The organism is Bacteroides sp. AR20, from assembly GCF_964250605.1.
Taxonomy (GTDB): domain Bacteria; phylum Bacteroidota; class Bacteroidia; order Bacteroidales; family Bacteroidaceae; genus Bacteroides; species Bacteroides uniformis.
The window spans coordinates 24,677-50,454 of record NZ_CAXUGK010000013.1; the positions used below are offsets into that span (position 1 = coordinate 24,677).

At 46.9% G+C, this 25,778-nt stretch carries 20 protein-coding genes; 4 read left to right on the forward strand and 16 right to left on the reverse strand.

Annotated elements, in window-relative coordinates; all coding sequences use genetic code 11:
- The first annotated feature begins 15 nt into the window (after positions 1–15).
- From ACESTD_RS08610 to ACESTD_RS08620, 3 genes are read left to right on the forward strand one after another with little or no spacing between them, the layout of a single operon-like run.
- The gene (locus ACESTD_RS08610) at positions 16–1,110 is read left to right on the forward strand and encodes an HlyD family secretion protein (RefSeq protein WP_005834867.1); all 1,095 of its coding nucleotides are present in this window, start codon (positions 16–18) and stop codon (positions 1,108–1,110) included.
- Positions 1,111–1,144: 34 nt separating this feature from the next.
- Positions 1,145–2,785 carry a hypothetical protein gene (locus tag ACESTD_RS08615; RefSeq protein WP_005834866.1) on the forward strand — a complete coding sequence of 547 codons (1,641 nt, stop codon included), beginning with the start codon at positions 1,145–1,147 and terminating at the stop codon, positions 2,783–2,785.
- Between the two features lie 37 nt (positions 2,786–2,822).
- A complete protein-coding gene (locus ACESTD_RS08620) occupies positions 2,823–3,689 on the forward strand; it encodes an AraC family transcriptional regulator (RefSeq protein ID WP_005834864.1) in 867 nt (288 codons plus the stop codon).
- Positions 3,690–3,695: 6 nt separating this feature from the next.
- On the opposite strand, the gene ACESTD_RS08625 is transcribed toward ACESTD_RS08620, so the two are convergent.
- The 8 genes from ACESTD_RS08625 to ACESTD_RS08660 form a co-directional block, all read right to left on the reverse strand.
- Positions 3,696–5,135 (reverse strand): PAS domain-containing sensor histidine kinase, encoded by a 1,440-nt coding sequence (locus ACESTD_RS08625; RefSeq protein WP_044468372.1) that lies wholly within the window; start codon positions 5,133–5,135, stop codon positions 3,696–3,698.
- Between the two features lie 20 nt (positions 5,136–5,155).
- Complete coding sequence (locus ACESTD_RS08630) at positions 5,156–6,277, reverse strand: sensor protein KdpD (protein WP_005834862.1); 1,122 nt, start codon at positions 6,275–6,277, stop codon at positions 5,156–5,158.
- Between the two features lie 112 nt (positions 6,278–6,389).
- Positions 6,390–7,145 carry a hypothetical protein gene (locus ACESTD_RS08635; RefSeq protein WP_034529308.1) on the reverse strand — a complete coding sequence of 252 codons (756 nt, stop codon included), beginning with the start codon at positions 7,143–7,145 and terminating at the stop codon, positions 6,390–6,392.
- Between the two features lie 146 nt (positions 7,146–7,291).
- Positions 7,292–7,864 carry a K(+)-transporting ATPase subunit C gene (locus ACESTD_RS08640; RefSeq protein WP_005834858.1) on the reverse strand — a complete coding sequence of 191 codons (573 nt, stop codon included), beginning with the start codon at positions 7,862–7,864 and terminating at the stop codon, positions 7,292–7,294.
- A 12-nt stretch (positions 7,865–7,876) separates the two neighbouring features.
- Complete coding sequence (gene kdpB / locus ACESTD_RS08645) at positions 7,877–9,925, reverse strand: potassium-transporting ATPase subunit KdpB (RefSeq protein WP_005834857.1); 2,049 nt, start codon at positions 9,923–9,925, stop codon at positions 7,877–7,879.
- Between the two features lie 30 nt (positions 9,926–9,955).
- Entirely contained in the window at positions 9,956–11,662 is a 1,707-nt protein-coding gene (kdpA, locus tag ACESTD_RS08650) for a potassium-transporting ATPase subunit KdpA (protein ID WP_009037805.1), read from the reverse strand.
- Positions 11,663–11,680: 18 nt separating this feature from the next.
- The gene (gene kdpF / locus ACESTD_RS08655) at positions 11,681–11,761 is read right to left on the reverse strand and encodes a K(+)-transporting ATPase subunit F (protein ID WP_055305132.1); all 81 of its coding nucleotides are present in this window, start codon (positions 11,759–11,761) and stop codon (positions 11,681–11,683) included.
- A 385-nt stretch (positions 11,762–12,146) separates the two neighbouring features.
- The gene (locus tag ACESTD_RS08660; protein WP_008662930.1) at positions 12,147–13,499 is read right to left on the reverse strand and encodes a sigma-54 dependent transcriptional regulator; all 1,353 of its coding nucleotides are present in this window, start codon (positions 13,497–13,499) and stop codon (positions 12,147–12,149) included.
- Positions 13,500–13,803: 304 nt separating this feature from the next.
- Here ACESTD_RS08660 and ACESTD_RS08665 point away from each other — a divergent pair, with 304 nt between their 5' ends.
- On the forward strand, positions 13,804–15,138 hold the full coding sequence (locus ACESTD_RS08665) for an aspartate kinase (protein WP_008662927.1): 1,335 nt from the start codon (positions 13,804–13,806) through the stop codon (positions 15,136–15,138).
- Here ACESTD_RS08665 and ACESTD_RS08670 read toward each other — a convergent pair.
- The 8 genes from ACESTD_RS08670 to ACESTD_RS08705 form a co-directional block, all read right to left on the reverse strand.
- Positions 15,135–15,926 (reverse strand): SGNH/GDSL hydrolase family protein, encoded by a 792-nt coding sequence (locus ACESTD_RS08670; protein ID WP_373158803.1) that lies wholly within the window; start codon positions 15,924–15,926, stop codon positions 15,135–15,137. The two genes, ACESTD_RS08665 and ACESTD_RS08670, sit on opposite strands and share 4 nt — an antisense overlap.
- Before the next feature lie 18 nt (positions 15,927–15,944).
- Positions 15,945–17,132: an AGE family epimerase/isomerase gene (locus tag ACESTD_RS08675; protein WP_008662925.1), complete on the reverse strand. Its 1,188-nt coding sequence runs from the start codon at positions 17,130–17,132 to the stop codon at positions 15,945–15,947.
- A 40-nt stretch (positions 17,133–17,172) separates the two neighbouring features.
- The gene (locus tag ACESTD_RS08680) at positions 17,173–18,552 is read right to left on the reverse strand and encodes an MFS transporter (RefSeq protein ID WP_005824990.1); all 1,380 of its coding nucleotides are present in this window, start codon (positions 18,550–18,552) and stop codon (positions 17,173–17,175) included.
- 17 nt (positions 18,553–18,569) lie between these two features.
- Entirely contained in the window at positions 18,570–19,742 is a 1,173-nt protein-coding gene (locus ACESTD_RS08685; RefSeq protein ID WP_005824991.1) for a glycosidase, read from the reverse strand.
- Between the two features lie 22 nt (positions 19,743–19,764).
- The gene (locus tag ACESTD_RS08690; protein WP_005834842.1) at positions 19,765–20,880 is read right to left on the reverse strand and encodes a glycoside hydrolase family 26 protein; all 1,116 of its coding nucleotides are present in this window, start codon (positions 20,878–20,880) and stop codon (positions 19,765–19,767) included.
- A 131-nt stretch (positions 20,881–21,011) separates the two neighbouring features.
- Positions 21,012–22,472 carry a PD40 domain-containing protein gene (locus ACESTD_RS08695; RefSeq protein WP_005834841.1) on the reverse strand — a complete coding sequence of 487 codons (1,461 nt, stop codon included), beginning with the start codon at positions 22,470–22,472 and terminating at the stop codon, positions 21,012–21,014.
- Positions 22,473–22,482: 10 nt separating this feature from the next.
- A complete protein-coding gene (locus ACESTD_RS08700) occupies positions 22,483–24,249 on the reverse strand; it encodes a DUF6057 family protein (RefSeq protein WP_373158804.1) in 1,767 nt (588 codons plus the stop codon).
- Between the two features lie 50 nt (positions 24,250–24,299).
- Positions 24,300–25,775 carry a PD40 domain-containing protein gene (locus ACESTD_RS08705; RefSeq protein ID WP_098031867.1) on the reverse strand — a complete coding sequence of 492 codons (1,476 nt, stop codon included), beginning with the start codon at positions 25,773–25,775 and terminating at the stop codon, positions 24,300–24,302.
- Positions 25,776–25,778: the final 3 nt, after the last annotated feature.

Sequence of the window (25,778 nt, forward strand, 5' to 3'; positions counted from 1 at the left end):
TATAATATAGAAAATATGGAAACAAAAGAGAACAATAACACCGCAAGTACCCACCAAGAAAAAGCACGGAAATTGAAGAAGCTTCGCCGTTGGCAAATCGTTGTCAGCCTATTAGGAATAGCTATCCTTATCTGGGGAATTATTCAAGTGGTCTGCCTCTTTTTGAACTACAAACGGACGGAAACCAGTAATGATGCACAGATTGAACAATACATATCTCCCGTCAATCTGCGCGCATCAGGATATATCAAGAAAATTTGTTTCACAGAACACCAAGAAGTACACAAAGGAGATACCTTACTTATATTGGACGACCGGGAATATAAAATCAGAGTCATGGAAGCTGAAGCTGCACTCAAGGATGCACAAGCCGGTGCCACAGTCATTGGTGCCACACTACAAACCACGCAAACTACAGCCTCTGTCTACGACGCCTCCATAGCAGAGATAGAAATCCGCCTTACCAAGCTGGAGAAAGACCGCCAACGATACCAGAATCTGGTGAAGAGAAACGCTGCCACCCCCATTCAATTGGAACAGATAGAAACCGAATATGCAGCTACCCACAAGAAGTTGGAAGCCGTGAAACGACAACAGAAAGCTGCCTTGTCGGGTGTGAACGAAGTGTCACATCGCCGTGAAAATACCGAAGCTGCCATACAACGGGCAACAGCCGCACTTGAAATGGCACGACTGAATCTCTCCTACACCGTAGTAGTAGCTCCTTGTGATGGGAAATTGGGGCGGCGTACTCTTGAAGAAGGACAATTCATCACTGCCGGACAAACCATCACCTACATTCTGCCTGACACACAAAAGTGGATTATAGCCAACTACAAGGAAACCCAGATTGAGAATCTGCACTTGGGACAAGAAGTAGTCATTACCGTCGATGCCATCAGCGACAAAGAATTCAAAGGAAAAATCACTGCCATCTCCGGAGCCACCGGCTCCAAATATTCCCTAGTGCCCACGGATAATTCTGCCGGCAACTTCGTGAAGATACAGCAACGCATCCCAGTCCGCATCGACTTTACCGATTTGTCCAAAGAAGACAACAGCAGCCTTGCCGCCGGTATGATGGTAATAGTCAAAGCGAAGATGGAATAATGATTAGTGTTTAATGATTAATTTTTAATTATCCATGCCCTCATCCCCCAAGAACTATCCCTTCTACAACTGGGTACCTAAGCCGGTAGGTATCATCATCCTATTCGTATTCTTTTTGCCGATACTGACTGTAGGCGGTACCTACTCGGTGGCAAGCACCGAAATGATGAGCGGGCTCGGCATCATTTCCGAGCATATCCAGTTTGCCAACTTCGCCACTTCCATCGGTATGGCGGCATTCTGCCCCTTTCTATATAGGCTGGTAGTCATACGCCGGCAGAAAATGATGTGTCTGGCAGGATTCTCCCTGATGTACATCTTCAGTTATATCTGTGCCAAGACAGACAGTGTTTTCCTGCTGGCACTATGCAGCATCTTTATGGGATTCCTACGAATGGTACTGATGATGGTCAACCTCTTCACCCTCATAAAGTATGCAGGGCATATCGAAGCGTACGATAAGATTACACCCGGCAACGAGCCTGTAACCGGCGAAGGCTGGGACAAGCTGGACATCGAACGGAGTGCGGCACAACCTGCCATCTACCTATTCTTCATGGTACTGGGACAATTGGGAACCTCGCTCACCGCCTGGCTCGCCTTTGAGTACGAATGGCAGTACATACACTACTTTATGATGGGGCTACTATTACTTTGCATCCTCATCACATTCATCACTATGCCTTATCATAAATATACCACCCGCCGCTTCCCCATCAACCTCAAGCAGTTTGGCAATGCCTCCATCTTCTGCATCACACTGGCTTGCATTACCTACGTGCTTACTTATGGCAAAGTGCTCGACTGGTACGACGACCCAACCATACGATGGGCCACAGTCTGCGCCATCATTGCTGGTGGTATATTCCTCTACATCGAGTCTACCCAACGCAATCCTTACTATCAACTCGATGTATTCAAACTGCGCACCATCCGTATGGGTTTCCTATTCTATTTTCTGTTAATGGTACTGAATTCCAGCGCCATGTTTGTCAACGTATTCACAGGCATAGGCATGAAACTGGACAACTTTCAGAACGCCACCCTAGGCAACTGGTCCATGCTGGGCTACCTCATCGGCGGTATAGCCACCATCTGGCTCAGTGTGAAAGGCGTACACTTCAAATATCTCTTTGCCGCCGGTTTCCTTCTATTGGGGCTTTCCACCATGTTCATGTATTTCGAGGTACAAGGTGCAGGACTGTACGAACGGATGAAGTATCCGGTCATCATCCGTTCTACCGGTATGATGTTCCTCTATTCGCTGATTCCAACCTACGCCACCCAACGCATGCCTTACAAATATCTTTCTTCCTGGATATGCACCATGCTTACCGTACGCATGGTATTGGCTCCCAGCATCGGAGCCGCACTCTATACGAATGTACTGCAAGAACGCCAGCAGCACTACGTCACCCGCTATGCACAGAATGTAGACATGCTACACCCCGAAGCGTCCGCCTCGTTTACCCAAACTGTACAAGGTATGCAATATCAGGGAAAGAGCAAACAAGAAGCAATCAACATGGCTGCCATATCCACCAAAGGACGCATCCAAGTACAAGCCACTCTCTCTGCTATAAAGGAAATGGCAGGATGGACACTCTATGCCTGCCTGATTTGCATGATATTTGTGCTTGTCGTGCGGTATCCTAAACGAAAATTACTAACTTAGCGGACAATTTTCAGTACAACCTGTAATTTTGTCTGTTATGGATACCCAACAAGAACGTTTATCCCACTTGGACCACGCATTGTCAAACGGAGAAAACATTTGTAGTTCAGAAGGTATGCTCTGCTCCTTTCCCACCTCCCTGAAGAAACCTTTTATGATTAATGGAGCAGGACTGATAGTTTGCCGCCAGGGTAACTTCACCTTTTCGCTCAATATGAAAGTATTCTCGGCCCAGGCTGGCGAAACAGTTTTCATTCCGGAAGATTCCCTCTTCCAAGTGCTGAGCGAATCGGAAGACCTGCAACTATTCATATTCATTTACCAGATAGAACCGATAAGGGACATCATAGGCAATTCAGTGGCAACCATGTACCTATACATGCAGCTCCGGACCGAACCATGCTACGTATGGAACACCGGAGACGAAGAAGAAGTTCTGAAATACATGTCCTTACTGGACAATACCCTGCACTTAGACAACAACACCTTCAACGACAACGAACAAAGGCTGCTTCTGCTGGGACTCACATACCGCATCTGTTCCATTTACAACCGTAAACTGATGAACCTTAAAACAACGGTTGGCCACAAACATGAAATTTTTATCCGGCTGATTCAGTTGATAGATGCGCACTACACGGAAGAACGCGGTGTAGAGTTTTATGCAGACAAACTCTGCTTATCACCCAAATACCTCTCTGCACTATCCAAGTCCGTCTGCGGATTCACCGTGCAGGAACTGATATTCAAATCCATCATCCGCAAAAGCATCTCACTACTCAAGAACACCCAGAAAAATATCCAGGAAATCGCCGATTTCTTCAATTTTCCCAATGCTTCTTATTTTGGTACATTTTTCAAGAAACAAACAGGCATGTCTCCGCAACAGTACCGCAAAAAATAGAAAACGTTACGCTTTCAACCGGATAACGAAGCGGCTCCCCTTACCCAGCTCACTCTGAACAGTCAGTGTACCGCCATGCGCTTCCACAAAGTCTTTCGAAATGGAAAGTCCTAAGCCACTACCTTGCACTTTAGTGCCCGGCACTCGGAAATAACGGTCAAAAATGCTCTGGTGATAACGCGGGTCGATACCTTTTCCAAAATCCTGCACATACATTTCCACAAAATCCTCGTCATGCTTGGCGCCGATAACCACCCTCCCGTTCTCTTTGGAATAGCGGATAGCATTACTCAACAAATTGGTGAGTACCCAAGCAATCTTTTCGCTATCGACAAACAATTTAGGCATTTTTTCTTCCGGATACTCCACTTCTATCTGAATGCCGAATTTATCAGCCTGTACCTGATTAGCCTTGATGGCATACTCTATCAGTTCAATGGGCTTTGTTATTTTAGGCATCATCTGCAGTTTACCGGCTTCTACCTGCGTCATGTTCAGTAGTTCTCCGGTAATCCCAAGAAGGCGATCAGCATTTTCCTTAATGCTGTTCGATAATTGCTCCTGCTCGTCGTTCAACACCCCTACCCGTTTGTCCTCCAACAACTGCAGACTCATCAGAATAGCGGATATAGGCGTTTTCAGTTCATGAGAAATAGTCGAGATAAAAGTAGTCTTGGCACTATCCAATTCTTTGAATTCTGTAATATTTTTCAGTAAAATCACATCGCCAAGATTATGAGGTTCGTCATCATCAGCCTCTGCATTTATAATGGTAATGTAAGAAGCTTTAAAGTAACTCTCCTTATTGTCTGCATAAATCTTCAACGGTTCTTTCTTTTCACCCGGATTTACCAATTCACGAACTAAACGGCGGAGCAAATCATTCTTCAAAGAAAGCTCCTCAGCCGAACGGCGAATTACCTCTTCCCGTTTTAAATTCAGCACAGTTAAAGCCTCATTATTGATAAAGAGAATTTCCCTATTACGGTTCAAACCAATAATAGGTTCATCAATACTATTCACAATAGCCTCAAGAAATTTCTTAGCAGAAAGTATGTCGTTCAGCGTACTGGCGCGATACTCCGTCAGTCGTTCCGCCATCCGATTAAAACTATCAGCCACTTCACGAAATTCCTCGTGTCCACTCATATCCAGACGTTTCTCATAATTATGGTTCGCTATTTCAAGAATCCCACGCGTCAGTTCTTGAATAGGTTTGCTGATGGAACGGGGAAGCCATACCAACAATATGATACTGGCAAAAATACATACCCCACCTATCACAGAAATCCAGAGCAATGCACGTTGCAATCCCGGTACAGCAGCAGGACTATCCGGCTCTGTAGCCGTCAGTATCTGTAGATTCACCACAGAAAGAGCAACCAACAAAATAATCATTCCAGCCAATACCCCTACGCTGAGTATCAATTTTGTACGAATATTCATAATGTTCCTAAGAATTAATATTATGCAAGTATAATCAAATCTATGTTTACTTGTGCCAAATCACGCACAAATTTTCGGTATTTCAATATCATGAACAATGATTTCGGAAAAGAAAGTGACGGACTTCCCATGCAGACAGTTGTTATCTGTTTCTCCCTACAAGTATCAACAATGCTTCCCAGCACATCCGGCGATTGCACCTGAACGACCTCCCCTCCCAGTTCGGTCACCAATTTGAAGTGGTTCAATAAATACCTTTGATTTGCCAGACCGATGCGGTCAGTACTTTCTCTGGGAGTCTGCACATAAAGGGCAACAAACGAAGTATTGTAGCGGGTTGCCAGACGTGCAGCTTTACGAATGATGCGTCGTGGTGTTTTCTCGTTGCTGCTGATACATGCCAGAAATCTCTCATGACGGACTCCCACACTGGTAACCACTTCATTCTCCACTTTCTTTTCCACCCGTAAAGCCACCTCTTTTAAAGCCAGTTCACGTAATTGGAGAATATTTTCCGTTTTAAAGAAATTGTTCAAGGCAGTAGAGACCTTTTCCGGCTTGTAAATTTTTCCAGCTTTCAGACGGGCTATCAATTCTTCCGCAGTCAAGTCAATATTCACCACCTCATCTGCCTCTTGCAAAACGCTATCGGGAATACGTTCCTTCACCTCAATACCCGAGATGCCTTGTACTTCTTCATTGACACTCTCAATGTGCTGGATGTTAACGGCAGAAATCACATTGATACCCTCATCAAGCAAATCCATCACATCCTGCCAGCGTTTCTCATTCCGGCTACCTTCCACATTGGTATGTGCCAGTTCATCCACCACTACTATCTCAGGGTGTATCTGGATAATGGCATCCAAATCCATTTCTTCCAGCTCTTTCCCTTTATAGAATATCTTACGACGAGGAACAACGGGCAATCCTTCCAACATAGCATCCGTACCGGCACGCCCGTGTGTCTCTATATAGCCTATCTTCACATCTACTCCGTTGTCAAGTAACTCGTGTGCTTCCTGAAGCATACGATAAGATTTACCTACACCAGCAATCATGCCGATGTAGACTTTGAACTTGCCACGCCGCGACTTTTTAATCAAATCAAGAAAATGCTGTACGCTTTCTTCCCTACTCATTTCTTCTGTTTTTTTACTTGTCTTATATATGCCATATAACCCGTAACGATCATCACGACCGCCACGGGCATCCAACACTAATTCATGAGTTCTAAAGTTATATCTAAATAAATCATGGCCTTAAAGTAAAGCCGAATACCAGATGTGCATCTTCCATACGAGGGTTCCAAATGGCTTGTGCAAATACAGGTATTGAGAAATTGTCAGTAATCTTGATTTCCGTAATACCTTTCAGTGCCACATTGGTTACGGCAAACCCGCTGTTAGGAACGCCATATACTCCTACCCCAGCTTCATAAGGCAGAAATCCGCAAGTCAGGTTCAAATCTACAGACTTAACACTGAACGGATAGTTGAGTTCAACATACGAAGAATAATTCTGCCTGCCTTTATCATCTTTGTCAGCTCCGGCAAACATAGTGTACCAAGCGATTGACAAAGGAAACTTTTCAACCGGCAATGTATAGGCTAATCCCGCTTCAAAGTGATGAGCTGTTTCGTGGCTCTTAAAATTAAAATACTTTCTTGCTCCTTGTCCGCCCCACCACAAGCTGGCAACAGAAAAAGTTAGACCTGATTCTCCCAAAGCATAGGCAGCCGTCAAATCAATCTCCTTAGCCGCAGCCCCTTCCCCTGAAGAAACTCCGTCAAAATCGGTAGAGCCCCATGCCGTCAAAGAAAAATCACCGACCCCAAAACCCAAAGTGGGCTGAAAACTGACTCCCGTCTGGTAAAAGCCGCGCCAAACATAAGAACTGACTAAATCACCTTGTATTGTAAATTCCTGAGCTTGCACTTTGCCGGTTCCCATAAAACAAGCAGCTACCATACTCGCAAAAACTAGAATTGATATTTTTAAACTTTTCATATCCAACTATTTATTTACCATTACTAATCAATCGTTGAAAGGCAGGAAGGAAGTTTCGGCTCCCCCTGTAAAATGACAGTCTTTCGCTGCCTGAACAGAAATACTTCCGCTCCTGCCCATAACACATGACAAACACAACTAAAAAATTATTTATTCTGATCGGCTTCTTCTAATGCAATGTTCAGTTCCAGCACATTGACAGTTTCCGTACCAAACACCCCCAAAAAGGGTTTGCTGATGTTCTTGTCTACAATGGCTTTCACTTCAGCCTCGTTCATGCCACGTGCCTGAGCCACACGCTTCACTTGTACATAAGCACAAGCAGGTGTGATATGTGGGTCTAGACCGGAACCACTGGCGGTTACCATTTCAGCAGGCACATCCTTGCGGCTCAGATAAGGATGATGTACCAGAAAAGTATCGATACGGGCTTCCACTTCTGCCAGGTATTCATCGTTCGTAGGTCCCTTGTTACTACCACCCGAAGCATCGGCTGTATAATTACCCGCAGATGGGCGTCCCCAGAAATAAATATCTTGCGTAAACATCTGGCCTACATTGGCTGCACCTACCACTTTACCATTGAGTGTTGCCACCTCTGCATTTCCCTTGTTGGGACCGGCGAACTGTGCAAATATCCACAAAACAAGGATATAGAACAGAGAGAAAAATATGCAAAATGCAATTGTTATTTTAAATGATTTCCAAAGAGTTTTCATTTTATCCAAGTTTTAAAAAAACAGACTAACTATCATATCTATCAGTTTGATGCCGACAAACGGAGCAATGACGCCACCCACACCATAAATCAACAGATTGCGACGAAGTAGAGCACTGGCACCGATCGGCTTATACTGAACACCTTTCAAAGCCAACGGAATCAAGATAGGAATAATGATAGCGTTGAATATGACAGCCGAGAGAATGGCCGTTTCAGGGCTATGCAGTCCCATAATGTTCAGAGGAGCCAACTGAGGGATGGCTACCATAAACAAAGCAGGGATAATAGCAAAGTACTTGGCAACGTCGTTCGCAATGGAGAAGGTAGTCAACGTACCGCGTGTCATTAACAACTGTTTGCCAATCTCCACAATTTCAATCAGCTTCGTCGGATCGTTGTCAAGGTCCACCATGTTACCAGCTTCTTTGGCTGCCTGCGTACCGCTGTTCATTGCCACACCCACATTAGCTTGTGCAAGGGCGGGAGCGTCGTTTGTACCGTCACCCATCATAGCCACCAGCTTACCGGCCTGCTGTTCTTTTTTGATATATTCCATCTTGTCTTCCGGCTTGGCTTCAGCAATGAAATCATCTACTCCAGCTTTCTCTGCAATATATTTGGCTGTCAAAGGGTTGTCACCGGTCACCATCACAGTTTTCACACCCATCCTGCGAAGACGCTCAAAACGTTCCTGAATGCCCGGTTTGATAATATCCTGCAACTCAATTACCCCAGTAACTTTCTGATTGACACATACCACCAGCGGAGTTCCACCGTTGCTGGTAATTACAGCAATCACCTCTTCAATCTCTTTCGGGAACTTATTTCCGGCATTTTCCACAATCTTGCGAATAGCGTCGAATGCGCCTTTACGTATCTGAGTACCATCCTGCAAATCCACACCCGAACATTTTGTTTCGGCTGTAAACTTAATCATATGAGCACCGGTAGTATTCAAATCACGCATACGATGACCGTTTTCACGTCCCAGTTCAATGATGGACTTACCCTCCGGAGTCTCGTCAGAAAGTGAGGACAACAAGCAAGCCTCTACGAACAAATTCTCGTCAACACCCGAAGCCGAATGAAACTTAGTAGCTTTACGGTTACCGATTGTAATGGTGCCAGTCTTGTCTAGCAACAAGGTATCAATGTCACCGGCTGTTTCTACCGCCTTACCGGATTTTGTAATTACATTAGCGCGCAAAGCACGGTCCATCCCAGCAATGCCGATGGCAGAAAGCAGTCCGCCGATAGTAGTCGGTATCAAGCAGACAAACAAAGAAATGATGGCTGCAATGGAGATATAAGTTCCCGGATGGTCAATATTCGTATAGTCAGCCATAGGAATCAACGTTACACATACAATAACGAATACCAAGGTGAAACCAGCCAGAAGAATAGTCAATGCTATTTCGTTCGGAGTCTTCTGACGAGTAGCGCCTTCTACCAAAGCAATCATCTTGTCAAGAAAGCTCTCACCCGGTTGCTGCGTCACCAATACCTTGATTTTATCAGAAAGAACTTTTGTACCACCAGTTACGGAACTCTTGTCACCACCGGCCTCACGGATAACCGGAGCAGATTCACCGGTAATGGCACTTTCGTCAATGGAGGCCAAACCTTCCACAATCTCACCGTCGGCAGGAATCGTATCTCCTGCTTCACAAATAAAATAGTCACCTTTCTTCAAACGTGAACTGCTAACGGTATGGATTTTACCGTCAACCAACACTTTAGCAGGAGTCTCTTCACGGGTTTTACGCAAACTGTCAGCTTGGGCCTTACCACGAGCTTCAGCGATGGCTTCAGCAAAATTAGCAAACAGTAACGTCACAAACAAGATGATGAATACCAATAAATTATATCCGAATGCTCCATATTCCGAAGTACCCAATGAAAGGAAACAGACAATCAGCATGACAACCGTTACGACTTCCACCGTAAACATAATTGGATTCTTTATCATCACCCGTGGATTTAGCTTCACGAATGATTGCTTCAAACTTTCCATTACTTGCTCCTTCTGAAACAGAGAAGCTGATTTATTATCTTTCATACCTATGAAATTACTTTTTACAAACTACTATTACAAACTGAAATGTTCAGCAATCGTACTCAATGCATGTGCCGGGAAGAATGACAAGGCAGCCACAATAAAGATAACGGCAAAAGTCATCACACCGAAAGTTACTGTATCTGTCTTCAGCGTACCGGCACTCTCCGGAACATATTTCTTTCCGGCCAACAGACCAGCAATGGCTACCTGACCTACGATAGGCAGGAAACGTCCTAAAATCAGCGTCCAGCCGGTAGTATAGTTCCAGAAGTAAGTATTGTCGCCCAATCCTTCGAAGCCAGAACCATTATTGGCCGCAGCCGAAGTATATTCATAAAGCTGCTCACTCAGTCCGTGGAAACTGGGATTATTCAACCAGCCGCCTTCACCTGCCACAAATTCAGGATAATGAGCGAACAAAAAGCAAGAAAGTGCCACACCGCCCAAGATGATAAGCGGATGAAGCAGTGCCACAATGGTAGCAATCTTCATTTCACGCGCCTCTACCTTCTTACCGAGAAATTCCGGAGTACGTCCCACCATCAGTCCACTGATGAATACGGCGATAATGATGAATGTATAATAGTTCATGAAACCTACACCCACACCTCCAAACCACGTATTAATCTGCATGTTCAGCATTTCCATCATACCGGAAAGAGGCATCGTTGAATCATGCATACCATTCACAGAGCCATTGGAAGTAACTGTAGTCACAATACTCCAAAGAGCAGTAGCAGCAGACCCTAAACGGACTTCTTTACCTTCCATTGCTCCATTGTCTTGAGCAATTCCCATCTCATCAATGCGCGGATTACCTCCCATCTCCTGCGAAACATTGATGCAAACACCGACAAGAAAAGCAAAAAGCATTACGCTATAGATAGAGTAAGCCATCTTCTTACGTTTGATGTAAAAGCCGAGTGCAATCACCATAGACATTGGTATAATTAGGATAGACCAACATTCTGCAATATCTGTCAAGTAAGTAGGATTTTCCAACGGATGTGAAGAGTTACATCCAAAGTAACCGCCACCGTTCGTACCCAATTGCTTGATAGGAACAATCGCTGCCGTAGGACCTTGTGAAACCAACTGGGTTTGTCCTTCCATCGTCTGAACTTCCAGCTTACCATCAAATCCCATCGGAGTACCTTGTAGAATGAGGATGAAGCCCACAATCAACGAAAGCGGTAATAATACACGTGTACAGCTCAAAACCAAGAACTTCCAGAAGTTACCGATAGTCTTCGTCGATTTAGCAGCCATACCCTTCATGATACCTGCCATAGCTGCCATACCGGTAGCGGCGGTAATGAATTGGAACAACATAATGACGAACAACTGTGTAAAATATGTCAGTCCGCTTTCACCGGAATAATGCTGCAAATTACAGTTCACCATAAAACTGATACATGTATTGAATGCCAGGTCCGGTGTCTGGTTAGCGTTTCCATCCGGATTTAACGGCAACCACTGCTGTGTACAGAGTAGCACCATGCCCCATACAAACCAAAAGGCATTCAGAATCAGCAGGGCTTTCAAGAACTGTTTCCAGTTCATCTCTTCCTCCGGATTGACTCCGGCCACTTTATAAATCAATCTCTCGACCGGCTTCATGAAATCCGACCATGTCTTTTCGCCTTTGTAAACCTTGGCAATATACTTTCCCAGAGGATAGGATATCACAATCAGCAGAACAATCTGCAAGGCTACACCTAAAATTTCAGTGTTCATTTCTCCACTCTCCATTCATTAAAACTTTTCGGGTCTTATCAGCACATAAGTCAGATACCCGAACATTACAATACCTAATACAAATAAAGCTGTGTACATAATTCTCTCTTTTAAATCTTCTCAAACCAATCTACGCATTTCCAGAAAAGCCAAAAGGCGAACAAACCGCTCAATAGGCAAAAAATAAATGATACTGTTATTCCCATGTTTTTACCTTTTAAAATGTTACTACATATTTTTGTCTGCCAGGAATGTGCCAAATATGTGCCAAAAAGAGCGCATATACCATACACCATTAATTATCAACAAAATACATACTAAACAAGTATAAAAAGAAACAGGTTGCACCCTTTCAAAATGAAAAGGTGCAACCTGTTTTGATATGTTTTAGCCCATAGGCACTTTCTGCTTCTAAGCCTGTTTCAAGAATAATCTTGCCACGGTCCTATATCGAAGGTACCTCAGTCGTATACTGAGCCCCCTATTATAGATCTGAGATCTTGTATTCCTCAATCTTCCGATACAACGTCGTCAAACCTATTTTCAATAACCGGGCTGCTTCTGTCTTATTCCCCTTTGTATACTCCAGTACACGGGCAATGTGCCGGCGTTCCATAGCTGAAAGTTCAAAACTGCCGGGACTTGAATCATTGGAGTGTTCATAATGGGCATTCTGAATATCAAACGGCAAATCAGCAATGTCCAGATATCCGCTCTCGCAAACAATCATACTGCGTTCTATCACGTTACGTAATTCACGAATATTTCCCTTCCACGGTTGGGAGTCCAATGCTTCAAGAAATGCGGGAGCTATTTCAACCACCGGACGCGCCAGCTGTTCCGCAAAACTCTTTATAAAAGCCTTCGCCAACAGCCGGATATCACCTGCACGTTCGCGCAATGGCGGCAGATGTATCTGAAATACGCTTAATCTATAAAACAAATCCTCGCGGAAACGTCCGGCAACAATCTCCTGGGACAAGTTGCGGTTCGTAGCGGCAATGATGCGGACATTGACACGGGTAGGTTTCGTATCACCTATCTTAATATACTCACCGGTTTCAAGAATACGCAGCAACTTGGCTTGCAGTTCAAACGCCATCTCACCGATTTCATCCAAAAAAATAGTCCCATTATTCGCTTCCTCGAACAGTCCCTTCTTATCCTTCAATGCGCCGGTAAACGAACCGGCTTTATGACCGAACATTTCACTTTCCAGCAACTCCTTGCTGAACGAAGAACAGTTAACCGCTACAAAATTCTGCCGTGCACGCTTACTACTGTAATGGATGGCCTGGGCAAATACCTCCTTACCCGTGCCCGTTTCTCCAGTCAACAGTACAGGAACATCAGTCCCTGACACCTTCTGAGCTAATGAAACAGCATCCTTCAGGACTTTGGATTCTCCCAGGATAGAATCAAAAGAGTACGTCTGTCCCACCTTCTTCTCCAGTTTTTCCAACCGCACATTCATACGCGCTTTCTCTACAGCACGGCTTATCAGAGGAATAATCTTGTTATTATCGTCTCCCTTGGTGATGTAGTCGAAAGCACCGTTCTTGATGGCCTGCACCCCATCGGGAATATTGCCGTGCGCTGTCAGCAGAATAACTTCCACATTGGGTGCCGCCTTCTTGATAGCCAACACCAGGTCTACCCCATTTCCATCGGGCAGAAACACATCACACAAAACTACATCGGGATTTTGGAGTTCCAGTTGCTTCAGGGCAGCCCTGCAATCACCAGCCTGACAGACGTCATATCCCTCCAACTCCATCATCCGTGTCAGAAGGGTACGGATTTGTACCTCATCATCAATGATTAGAATCTTACTCATATCTATTCGATAAGTTTTTAAACTGATAACGGTAAAAAACAGGGTGTGCAAATATAAGCTTTTCCCAAATACCAACGGCATATCTTTTGAACTTTTATAGGTGAAGGGGCAAGAGCCTGCCACCAACCGGGATATGAATATCTCACCACAGCAATGCCACAGCGGCATTATGCAGGCCTAGTCCCAGTGAAAGCCCCTCATGCCTCCCCCTTCCATTTTGGAAAGAGGCCACCTGAAATGAAAAGTCGGAAGGAAGAACATCCGGATGAATGCAATTATGAAACTGTTAAAAAAGAAACAAGAAATGAAAGTTTGTAAATTCGGCGGAACTTCCGTCGGCACCGTAGAGAGAATGAAACATGTAGCAACACTCATTAAAGATGCAACACCCAAGATTGTGGTACTGTCTGCCACTGCAGGCACCACCAACCATCTGGAGGAGATTGCCGCCAACTTGTTCAACCGTGAAATAGAACAAGCTCACGACCGTATCACCCGGCTGGAATTCCAATTCATCGAATTTGCCAATGGGTTGCTGACCGACGAGAAACTGAAACGGGAAGCAATAGATTATATCCTCGACCGCTTCCAGCAACTATGGAAATTTACCAAAGATTCCTTCACCTCTGTCGAAGAGAAGGAAGTGCTGGCACAAGGCGAACTTATCAGTACCGCCCTAATGCACTTCTACCTGCGCGAGCTGAAAGTTCCCAATGTACTGCTTTGTGCATTCGACTTCATGCGTATCGGCCCCGACAACGAACCCGACTTGGAATATATAGAACAGAAACTCCGAGAGCAGCTTGCCTGCCATCCCGGCATCAATCTCTTCATCACTCAGGGTTTCATCTGCAAGAATGCCTATAACGAAACAGACAACCTGAAACGCGGCGGCAGTGATTACACCGCTTCCCTCATTGGCACCGCCCTCCAAGCAGACGAGATACAAATATGGACGGACATAGATGGCATGCACAACAATGATCCGCGCGAGGTGTCAGGTACCCGCCCCGTGAAACGCCTCAGCTTCAACGAAGCCGAACAACTGGCCTTCTATGGTGCCAAGATACTGCATCCCTTCTGTATCGCCCCGGCACGCCTAAGGAATATTCCCGTCCGGCTGCTTAACTCTATGGAACCGTCGGCAGAAGGCACGTTGATTTCCAACCTGCAGGACGACAATATCATCAAGGCCATAGCCGCCAAGGACCACATCATATACATAAAGTTCGAATCGAACCATAATCTGTGTCCCTATCTGTTCATCAGCAAGATTTTCGACATTTTTGCCAAGTACCGTACCCCCCTCTGCCTGCTGGTATCCTCCAATCTGGACGTATCTGTGGCTATAGACGACTGCACTCGTTTATCGAATATCATCTCCGAACTACGCCAATATGCCCATGTATTGGTAGAAGACCGCATGACCATCGTCTCCGTGGTGGGCAACATGCAATGGGAATATGCCGGGTTTGAGGCAAAGATTATGGAGGCGCTAAAGGACATCCCCCTACGGATGATTTCATATGGCAGCAGCAATAATGACGTGGCATTCGTCATTAAGAATACAGACAAAAAAAGGGCTTTACAAGCCCTAAATGATAAGTTATTCCAACCGGAATATGCAGAACGGAACTAAAAGAAATGGTTCCGTATCTCCTTCGCGATGTAACGGCCCATCAGCTCCTGCCCCGGTTTGTCGGGATGCAACCCGTCGCGCAGATAGCGCCCGCTACCGGAAGGCTGCTCAAACTTTTCGGTGATACCACAGTTGGAGTAACAGTCTATCAGCTGCACGGAAAGCGCCCGGCACAACTCACGCAAGATGGCAATCTTCTGCAGATTCAGTGCATTGTGTTCGGGGTTGCCGGTCTGAATCGGCGTGCACACGAATACGCGGCATTGGGGATAATGCTCCAGAATGGTCTGAATGGACCAACGGGCACCGCCCGCCATGGTGTTGACATCTACTTCATCGAGCGTCTTCCCTTGAAGGGCCTCTTCGGCACTACCCAAGTTACGGTCATTCGTTCCCATAGAGAACACAAAGACATCGGGCGCAGGGTAAGCGCCACTTTCCACTTCGGCTATGAACTTCTGGATATGCACCTTTGACACGTTGTTGTGCCGCATCTGTAACTCATGCTTATCCTCCGTAACCTGCCAACCGCCGGAGATGCCGGCAAAAGCTTCGCTGCCATAATCCTGAGTATCGGGATGGCATGCCCATGTGGCAGAACCGACCGCCACGTTGTGATGTGTAGCGAATCCGAGTTTATCCACTACAGTCTTAGACCATTGTTCGCCTGCGGTAATGCTGTTTCCATCGCACCCGAAGTTCAGCTTGCTGAAGTCCGGATAAAGAGATTGCGCATGCAGCGCAATCCCCATCCAGACAAGAATCCCCAAAACCATCAATCTATTCATCTTCTTATGATAGAAAACCTATGAAAAACGTTCAATAATTTCCATGCACATACGTCCGTTGTGATACGGACATTTCCAGAATCCCGCCTTGTCATCATCGGTGTTCACCGTGCCGTCGGCACGCACGCTCCAATGCCATTCTCCGTACTTGTAGTCTACCAGATGCTGCTTGATGAAGTCCCAACATCGGAGAGCCTTCTGCATGGCCACTTCGTCATCAAAGTGCTGGTAGAGGTTGGCATGTCCCACTACGTTCTCGGCCTGCACCCACCAGTGGCGGTCAGTATCGGTCTTTCCTTTATCCAGAAAAGTCTCGTATATCATGCTGCCGTCGGGCGTCAATCCTTCATCGGCAGCGGCAGCGATGTATTCTACAAGTGGTTCCACTTTCTCCAGGAGGTCCTTATCGCCCAGAACAAGGGCAGCCTCGTGTATCAACCAGGAGGCTTCGATGTCGTGCCCATAGGAGACAATGCGGTATTTACTAACCCAATCATCATTGAAGAACAATTCCAGATGACCGGTCTTGATATTCAGAATCCGTTCCGTGAAAAGGCCTATCAAATTGCGCAGTTGCCTCTCCAGACGGGTATCCTTCCACACGCGGAAAAGATTGGTATAAGGTTCCAGAATATGCAGATGGGTATTCATCGTCTTGCGCTCGTTCTCATCCTTGGCGCTGAGGCGCATGTCGGCTATTTCTCCCCATTCGCGGGTCAAGGCTTCGCAATAACCGTTTTTCACGGGGTCGAAGCTATGCTCTTCGATGGTCTCGAACAAGCGGATGGCATATGCCAGCGCTTCATCATCGCCCGTGGCACGAGCATATTCACTCAGCCCGTAGATGGCGAACCCCAAAGCATAAATCTGCTTCTTGGTATCGAGCGGATTGCCTTTATAGTCGAGAGACCAGTAAACTCCACCAAATTCATTGTCATAGAAACGGTCGATAAGAGTACGTTTGGCACGCGTAGCCGTTTCCAGATACTCCGGCCTCTTCAGCAAGCGGTATGCAGCCGAGAAGGTCCACAAGATGCGGGCGTTCAGGATTGCCCCCTTTTCTGCTTCGGGCTTCACCTCCTCCCGGCCCGTGATACGGCCGTAGAAACCGCCGTTCACTTCATCCGTCATTCTATTTATCCAGAAGGGGAGGATATTGGAAACCAGCTCCTCCTCCATCTCCTGTTTCATCTTCTTGATATCCACAAGTTTTTGAGTTATGAGTTATAAGTTATGAGTTATTCTGCTAAAGGTTCTCACGGCGCTCTTTCAGGTCTGCATTGATGGCTGCCATACGCGTCTTATTCAATGGATAGATGAATACGACAACGATGGAAAGTGCGGCTATCGCAGCAGGAATAAAGCTCATCAGATACTTCAAGCCATCCAGCGCCTCGGGAGTCTGCACGGCATTCTCTGCGGTATTGTAACCGAAGAATGCCAACAGTGCCATTACTGCCCAGCCTGCAAATGCACCGCCAAACTTCTGCGCCATAGAACCGGAAGAGAATATCAGCCCCGTAGAGGATGTGCCATCCTTTTGCTCGGCATAGTCCGCCACATCCGCATACATGCTCCAAATCAACGGAGATACGATACCGGTGCAGATGGAGATAAGCACCTGGAAAATCATCATCAGCCACCATCCCAGCCCGTCATTCGGCACAAAGAAGAAGAGCACGCTGAGCACTACCAGGCACACGAGCGAAATGATATAAGTGGACTTCTTTCCAAACTTCATGGACAGAGGCACAGCCAGCGCCACACCAATCATATTACACACTTCACCCACCATCAGGAACAAGCCGGCATACAATACCAGATTGAACACCCCGAAATCGAGGAATGCATTGGCACTGATATAGTCCTTGAAGAAGTAGGCGGCAGTAGCTCCGCGTACCGTATTGAAGAAATTCGACAACAACGCCGCACCATTCAATATCCACCAAGGCGAATTGCGCACCAGTGACTTCACATCCTTACCGATGGATTCGGACGCCACACTCTTGACATGCTCGCGCGTCATGCTAAAGCAAAACAGAAAACCCAAAAAGCAGAGCGTGGCAATGCATACCATGGCATATTGCCAACTGGAAGCATTGCTATAGTCCATTGATTTAAACCAATTACACAATGGCTCCCATGCTCCCAAAGCGATAAAACTACCTCCGTATGCAAAAAACATACGGTAAGAAGAGAAAACCGTTTTTGTGTTCGAATCATCAGTCATTACTCCCAACATAGCCCCGTATGGTACATTGATTGCCGTATATACCGTCATCATCAAGATGTAAGTGACATAAGCCCATACCAGCTTACCCGTTGTCCCCATGTCGGGCGTTGTAAAAAGTAAAATCCCGGCAATGGCAAAAGGAGCTGCAATCCACAACAAATAAGGACGGTATTTACCCCAACGCGTATGAGTACGGTCTGCAATGACTCCCATCATCGGATCGGACACTGCATCCCAAATACGTGTCACCAGCATCAGCAATCCTGCATCAGCCAAGCTCAAGCCAAAAATATTCGAATAGAAGAACGGTAAGTAATAGGAGAATATTTTCCAGAACATAGAGGAAGACATATCCCCGAAACCATAACCGATTTTCTCTTTTAGTGTTGCCATAGTATGTTGTATTTTTATTATTTCATTATCTGCAAATTCTTGTCTATCAGCTTCTTCAACGTTTCTACCGAAGCTGATGAAGACAAGCCGTCAGCAGGCGTATTCATGCAATAGTCCACCAGCTTATCAATGGTAGAGGTAGCCACATGCATCCGCGTGTCGGAAGAAGCGTAGTAGATGAATACTGTTCCGTCTTCGTCGGCAATCCAGCCGTTGGTGAAAAGTACATTGCTTACGTCACCTATACGCTCCTCACCCTCGGGTACCATAAAGGCCCCACCGGGAGTGGCAATCAGTTTCGTCGGGTCTTCCAGGGAAGTCATGTACATATAGAGCACATAACGCAATCCGGCGGCACAACCGCGGACACCATGAGCCAGATGCAACCATCCTTTCGGAGTCTTGATGGGATGCGGACCTTCACCATTCTTCACCTCCTTGATGGTGTGATAGTAGCGCTGGTCGATAATCTTCTCTTCCTTCACCTCAGCATGGGTTATGTCGTCCACCAGCGCCCAGCCGATACCACCACCGCTGCCGGCATCAATAAAGCCATCCTGCGGACGGGTATAGAGGGCATATTTGCCATCTACAAACTCCGGGTGCAGCACTACGTTGCGTTGCTGGCTCTTGGTCTTCAGGTCGGGCAGGCGTTCCCAGTTCTTTAAATCCTTGGTGCGGGCAATGGCAGCTGTAGCCGTAGCCGAGGACAAATCACCGGCAGGCGCATTGTCGTCGTGGCGTTCGGCGCAGAAGATACCGTAAATCCAGCCGTCCTCATGAGCCGTGAGGCGCATGTCGTATACATTCGTTGCCGGAATCGCGTCTTCGGGCATGGTGATGGGATAATCCCAGAACCGGAAATTATCAATGCCGTTGGGACTCTCGGCTACGGCAAAGAACGACTTACGGTCAGCGCCCTCTACACGTACCACCATCAGATACTTGCCATTCCACTTAATGGCCCCCGAATTCATGGTCGCATTCATACCGATACGTTCCATCAGGTACGGGTTGGACTTCTCATCCAAATCATACCGCCAGAATACAGGTGTATGAGCAGCCGTCACTACCGGATATTTATAGCGGGTGAATATGCCATTGCCGTCTTCCACGGCCACATTCTTTCTCGTAATCAACTCTTCGTGTCTCTGAAAGAGCCTCTCTACCTTTTCTTTAAAAGCTTCCATGTCTGTTATATTGATTGTTTGTTTATTGATACAGATTTACATCAGCTGCAAACAGCGTCTTGGGATTGTTATAGAACTCCACAAAATCCTCCGCAGATGTCTGTCCCGGATAGGGGGCATAGTAATGGGTCACCTTTTCACGGGCATTGCGCCACACCAGCACATAGGCAAGCGGATATTTCTCCAACGCAGGCAGCAGAGTACCAGTCCACCATTTGGCATCGGGAATTCCTTCGTAACCGGTTTCGGTCACAGCAATCACCTTATTGTGTGCTTTCCCTACACTGTCGATAATGGAAAGTGCCCTATCCATCCCGGCAAGATAGGCATCCCGATCGAACTGATAGGTATCGAAACCGATAACGTCTATCAACTCATCGCCCGGATACTTCTTCAAATATTCCGTCGTGTCCTTGGGTTCCGTGCCCGGAGAGTAAGCATAAAGTGCATTGTCCACTCCTTTGGCCTGCAGAGTATCCACTGTCATGTGCCACAATGCCTTATACTCTTCAGGGGTACACAGTTTTTCGCCCCACCAGAACCAGCTGCCGCTGTGTTCGTGCCAGGGACGGAAAAGTACGGGTATCTTCACGCCGTCCGCCGTCTTCAACGAATGAAGGAAATCGGCCACTCCTCCCAACCAGCCGGCAAATTTCTGGTGATTCTCGCCACCAGGCAAGATGGACTTCACCACCGTCGTATCCGATACATCCCAGGCATCACCGCCCGTCTTGGGATTGCGCGCATGCCAACTGAGCGAAACCATGCCGCCCCGCTGATACTGATTGATTATCTCTTTCCTGATTTTATCGAAGGGAACCTTATCCAGATTGGCGGCATTCCCAAGTTCCAGCTCTCCCAAATCAAAGCTGATAACAGCCGGATAGTCGCCACACACGCTTTTCACATCCGAACGGCCTTCCTCACCTTCCCAGCCGATACCATATACCGTATCGTCATGATGGCCGAGCATGATACCTTTGGAAGGGATTTTTTTCAAGTTAGCCAGTAAGTTCTCCGTTTCCTGCGTACGCGCAGCAGCCGTCTCTTCATTCACACTCTGTTCTTTCTTGGAAGAACCGCAGGCGGTCAACAGACTTGCCGCCAGAATCATCATAGCAAATTTTACTTTTCTCATATCCATGTTTTTCAATCTGGTATTGTTATTGGTAACACTAATTCCTGGCACAAAGATAGCGGATTGCACCAAGAGAAAATGATACAATTTTATCCCTTTACTGTATTAAAAAGCAGAATATAAAAAACGTATCATCTAACTTTCACCGGAACGCGCTTCCGCGAGACAATTCCCCGTTCCACTTTCCGGCGTTCCAGCTTCACCGGTTCGCTTGTAAAATCGGGAACATTGTACGAGTAGACCAGACGGTCGTAATACTCCCAAGGATTTTCCTGAGGAAGCAGGAAAGGCTTGCCCACCACCCCATTCTCATCCATACTTGCCAGATACAGACGGGTATAAAGCCCATCTCCCCTGCGGCTACTGAACACAAACCATCGGGAGTTGCTGCTCCAGTTATGGAAACTTTCCGTATCATCGCTGTTCACCTCCTTTATGGGACGCATACCGCCATCCTTCAAATCCAACAGCCATAAATCGGCTTCTTTATGCCAAATTGAGAAATTCCCGTAATCCGACAAAGTAAACATGATATACTCGCCATCGTACGAGGGCCTCGGGAAGGAGATGCTTTTCTTCATAGCTGCCGCATTGACCAGCGTATCTATCTTTTCGCCAAATGTCCCGTCTTCCGGATTGAAATCTATACTACACAAGCTATAACGTATTTCCTTATATTCCGCCGGTATCGGCTTGGCCTCCGCAGTACAGAAATACAGTTTGCGTCCGTCCGGTGAAAATACTGGAAAGGTTTCGAAGACTTCCTTCTTCTGAAGCAAGGGAGAGAGCAGTAATTCATGTGTCTCGGGATGATAGACCAGTACATCCGATTCCAAGTCGAGCACTTCCACACGCTCATCCTTCACCGCATGGAAAGACTGGCGCGTATTGTTGACAGAATAGGCAATATATTTGCCGTTTGGATGCCAATAAGGGTACACCCCCGCAGAGAGAGTGGAATCCGTTTTCGTATCCAGCATTTCGCGCTTCCCGTCTATCTGCATCAAGGTCCCTCCGTTCTTTCCACGGATATGCAGGCTCAGATGGTCCGGATTTGTTTTGTTGAAAGCATGACAATTCAGGCACATGCCCGGCACCATGGTATTCTCCAGCAAGGGACGCTCCTCGAACGAAGCAAGGTCACGCTCATAAATGCCCATCTTGCTATAAACTTCATATCCGGGAGCCAGCTTGCGGTATACCACCCCATAATCTATAGGATACGGACTGACATACATGGGAAAAGAGCGGTACTGTTTCCACTCGCCGTCTTTCCGGATACATACCGTAAACAGAAGGCTATCACCCTTATTCTCCTCCAAAAGCTCTTGCCATGCATCTTGCGGAAATGATACTATTTTATCATTTACGTGCATCTCTCCGGACTTTCCTCCGGTCACGGTCACATCCACACGTTCGTACGCTCCACCAATACAATTGAAATTCATAGGAGCAATGGTTGCAGGAATAGTCACACCGATATAGTCGGGATAGATATCCGGCCATTCATCCACCCTTTCCGGGGAAGTCACCGGATTGCCGCAAGCGGCAAACCACCATGCAGCCATTATGCAAACAGCTATATTCTTCATCTTTTTCATTTTACTTTCTTAGTAGCAAATAATTCCAGTATGTACTGCCGAAACGCGCCTCCAACATCTGCCGGGCATTCTGCTGCGAGGTATATATCCGCGCAAATTCCGTTACATCCCGCACCACTTGGGGCGAAATGCTCCACGGCATACCCTGGAAGTTCTTGTGCGTCTGTGTCCATACATATATCAACGCCTCTTGATAGCTGCGGGGAATATGGTCGTAGCCGGCATGCTTACCCAGCGGATAGTACTTCATGAAACGTTCCAAATCACGTTGCTGCAGGACATAGGCCAGCATATACTCAAATGCCATCCGGTTCCGGTGGTTGTGCTGGTAAAGCAACCCCAGCATGATGTCCGTTTCCTGGCTGCTGAACAAGAAGTCTTCCGTATAGCGTATCTGCCTCAACCAACCCCACTCCTTGTGGGCATTGATTTTTTCCTCATTATACAGATAGGTCATGGCATCCTCTGCCCAATCCTTGTAGAAGATTGTCTTCCTCAACAAACGCAGGTACTTGGCTGCCACTTCGTATTGCCCGTTTATCAAGTTCGTCTCCGCCAGACGCTTGAAGCAACGGCCACTCTTGTTGAAGTTAGGTATGGCCTCCATCGCCTCAAAAGTGAAACGCTGTGCCGTATTGACCATACCCAAATGATAATATGCCTCACTGGTGGGCAACGGAGAAGTAAAATCACGCTGAAACTCCGGCAGCAGCCCTTCCGTCCCGTTCTGATAAAACTCGAACATACGGTCGCCCATCTGTCCCGTCTTTCCCAAAGCAAGATTCAGGCAGGTCACGCCGAAAGGTGAAACCGGTGACTTCTCTTCTGCCTTTTCTATAATCTCCTGCCATTGTTTATTACGTACCAGCTGGTCATACTCCATCGCTTCCTCTTTATCCATATCGCAACCGGCCGCCACGTAGTAATAGCCGAACAATGTTACCGCCACCACTTGCAGAACTCCATAAAATACCGGCTTCTTCTTCAAAGCGGGCAAAGCGGACAGCAGGAAGGGGAGAACAACCAGTAATACGGCAAGCCCTATCTCTATCCAGGGAATCACTGCCGGGAAACGGTAATATCCTATACCGCCCATCAGACGGTAAATGGGGAATTGTACCCACATGCTTGCCAATAGCGGACAACCGATACCCCACAATCCTACACCCCAGAACACTCCGACACCACCCCAGAAATTCTTACCTTTAAGATTCAACCGGAACTCGCGTACAATCACCCAGCCCATAAAGATGAAGTGTGCCGCACCCGCTGTCCAGTAAAGCAGCGGAAGGACTATCAGAATGTATGCCACACGCTGCCACTTCCCTTTCAAATCCGCATACCAGCAGGATGCAGACAATGCTAACAGCAGAGCCACCACCAATGACAGCATCGCATTTTCATCACCCATGAAATGCCACAAGACAATGATGGGCAGAAAACTCAGCGGATAATACACATCAGCCGCACCCTGCTCCTTCGCCAGTTTCCAAACCAACCGTTGCAACAACACGTACAAAAAAGCCAGAATACAAGCTCCCACCCACACGTGATAATAGAACTGCGTCAGATACTCAGCGATATAATCGGCCAACCCACCGGGAACCACTATCCGTTCCCACCAGTAGTCGGCATCGAACAAGAAAAGCTGGAACTGCTCCTGATAGGAAATATGGGCCGGATATACGCTTCCCCAAAAGAGAAGCACCGCTACGCCAAAAAGTATCGACAACCCTATCTTCCAAGTCTTTTTCAGAAATAAGAACATTTACTATTTACAATTTATTATTTACAATTTGGTACTCTCTGTATGTCTTGTCATTTGAATTCCTCAGCCTTCAGTTGCCGGTTTATCCGCTTGATGGAAGAAGCATCAAAAGGAACGGGAGTAGCCGACAAATCGGGAATATTGTAGGATTTCAATGTCAAATCGTCTTTTTCAGGGTCCGACTGGGGTAGCACAAAAGGCTTATGCGCCTTCCCTTCAGCATCCAGATAGGCAAAATAAACCCGCCCGTACTGCCCGTCACCCCGCTTGCTGGCAAAGGCAAACCAACGGCTGCCTGACGACCAACTGTGATAAGTGTCCGAACGGCTGGAGTTGACCATTGGCAGGGAGTCGATGGCGCCCGTCTGCAAATCCATCAGCTGCAATTCCGTCTCCCGGTGCCAAATGGGGAATGTTCCATAATCAGCAACGGTATAAAGCAGGTAGCGTCCGTCCGGTGAGGCTTTCGGATGACACACGGAGCCTTTCTCCAGCCGGGCATTCCAAAGGGTATCCACGCGGTCACCCCATGCGCCGTGATTGGCATCGAACGCAATGCGGCAAAGCGAATAGCGTAATTGCTGTACGCTGTCCGGCAATGGCACAGTCGGAGCTGAGCAGTAATATATCCATTTCCCATCGGCAGAGAATGTGGGAAAAGTTTCCAATACGGTGGAATCCGCCGTAAGCGGAGATAGAATCATCCGGTTTCCGTCAAAATCGGCGACAGCCAAATCGGAGACGGTATCGTAAACTTCCAGACGGCGGTTACTTTCCGTATGGAACATGGGAATAATCACATTAGACGAGAACACACCATACCGCCCGTCAGGATGGAAATCCCCGTAGACAGCCGCAGATATCATCTGTTCATTCTTCAAGGCAAGCTTACGGAGCTTGCCGTCACGGTTCAGGACAGTCCCCCCTCCCTCACCCCGAAGATGGAACATCGAAAGGTTGCCACTATTTCCTCCGTGCACATGACAGTTCATGCACTTGCCGTCTGTCTGACTGTTATCCGCCAAAATACGCTCTTCGAAATTCTCAATACAACGTTCACGTATCTGCAAGGCATTCCATACCTCATAACCGGGCTCTATCAGACGGTAACTGACATAGGCGTCAAGCTTGTCCGCCACTACCTGCCATGCAAAGGAAGGATAGCGCAGCCAGCGGCCGTCGGTACGGGCAGTAACAACTACTTCCAAAGTATGTTCCTTCTCCGCTTCCAGCAATGCACGCCAAGCTTTCAAGGGGAATATCGCCTTGTTCCCGCGCGCATTTATCTCCAAGCTGTCCGATGCTCCCTTTACACTCACGCACACCGCATCCACCCCTTCATTTCGCACAAGGAAATTCAAAGGAGCCACATTGTAGGGAATGGTTACATCCTGATATTCCGGATAGAGCACCAATAACCGGTCTGCAGGCTGTACAGACTCCGGACGGGGACTGCAAGCATATAGGCAGTAGCACAGTAACAGCCCCACAACAACTTGTATATATTTCATATCTATGTTCATCATAAA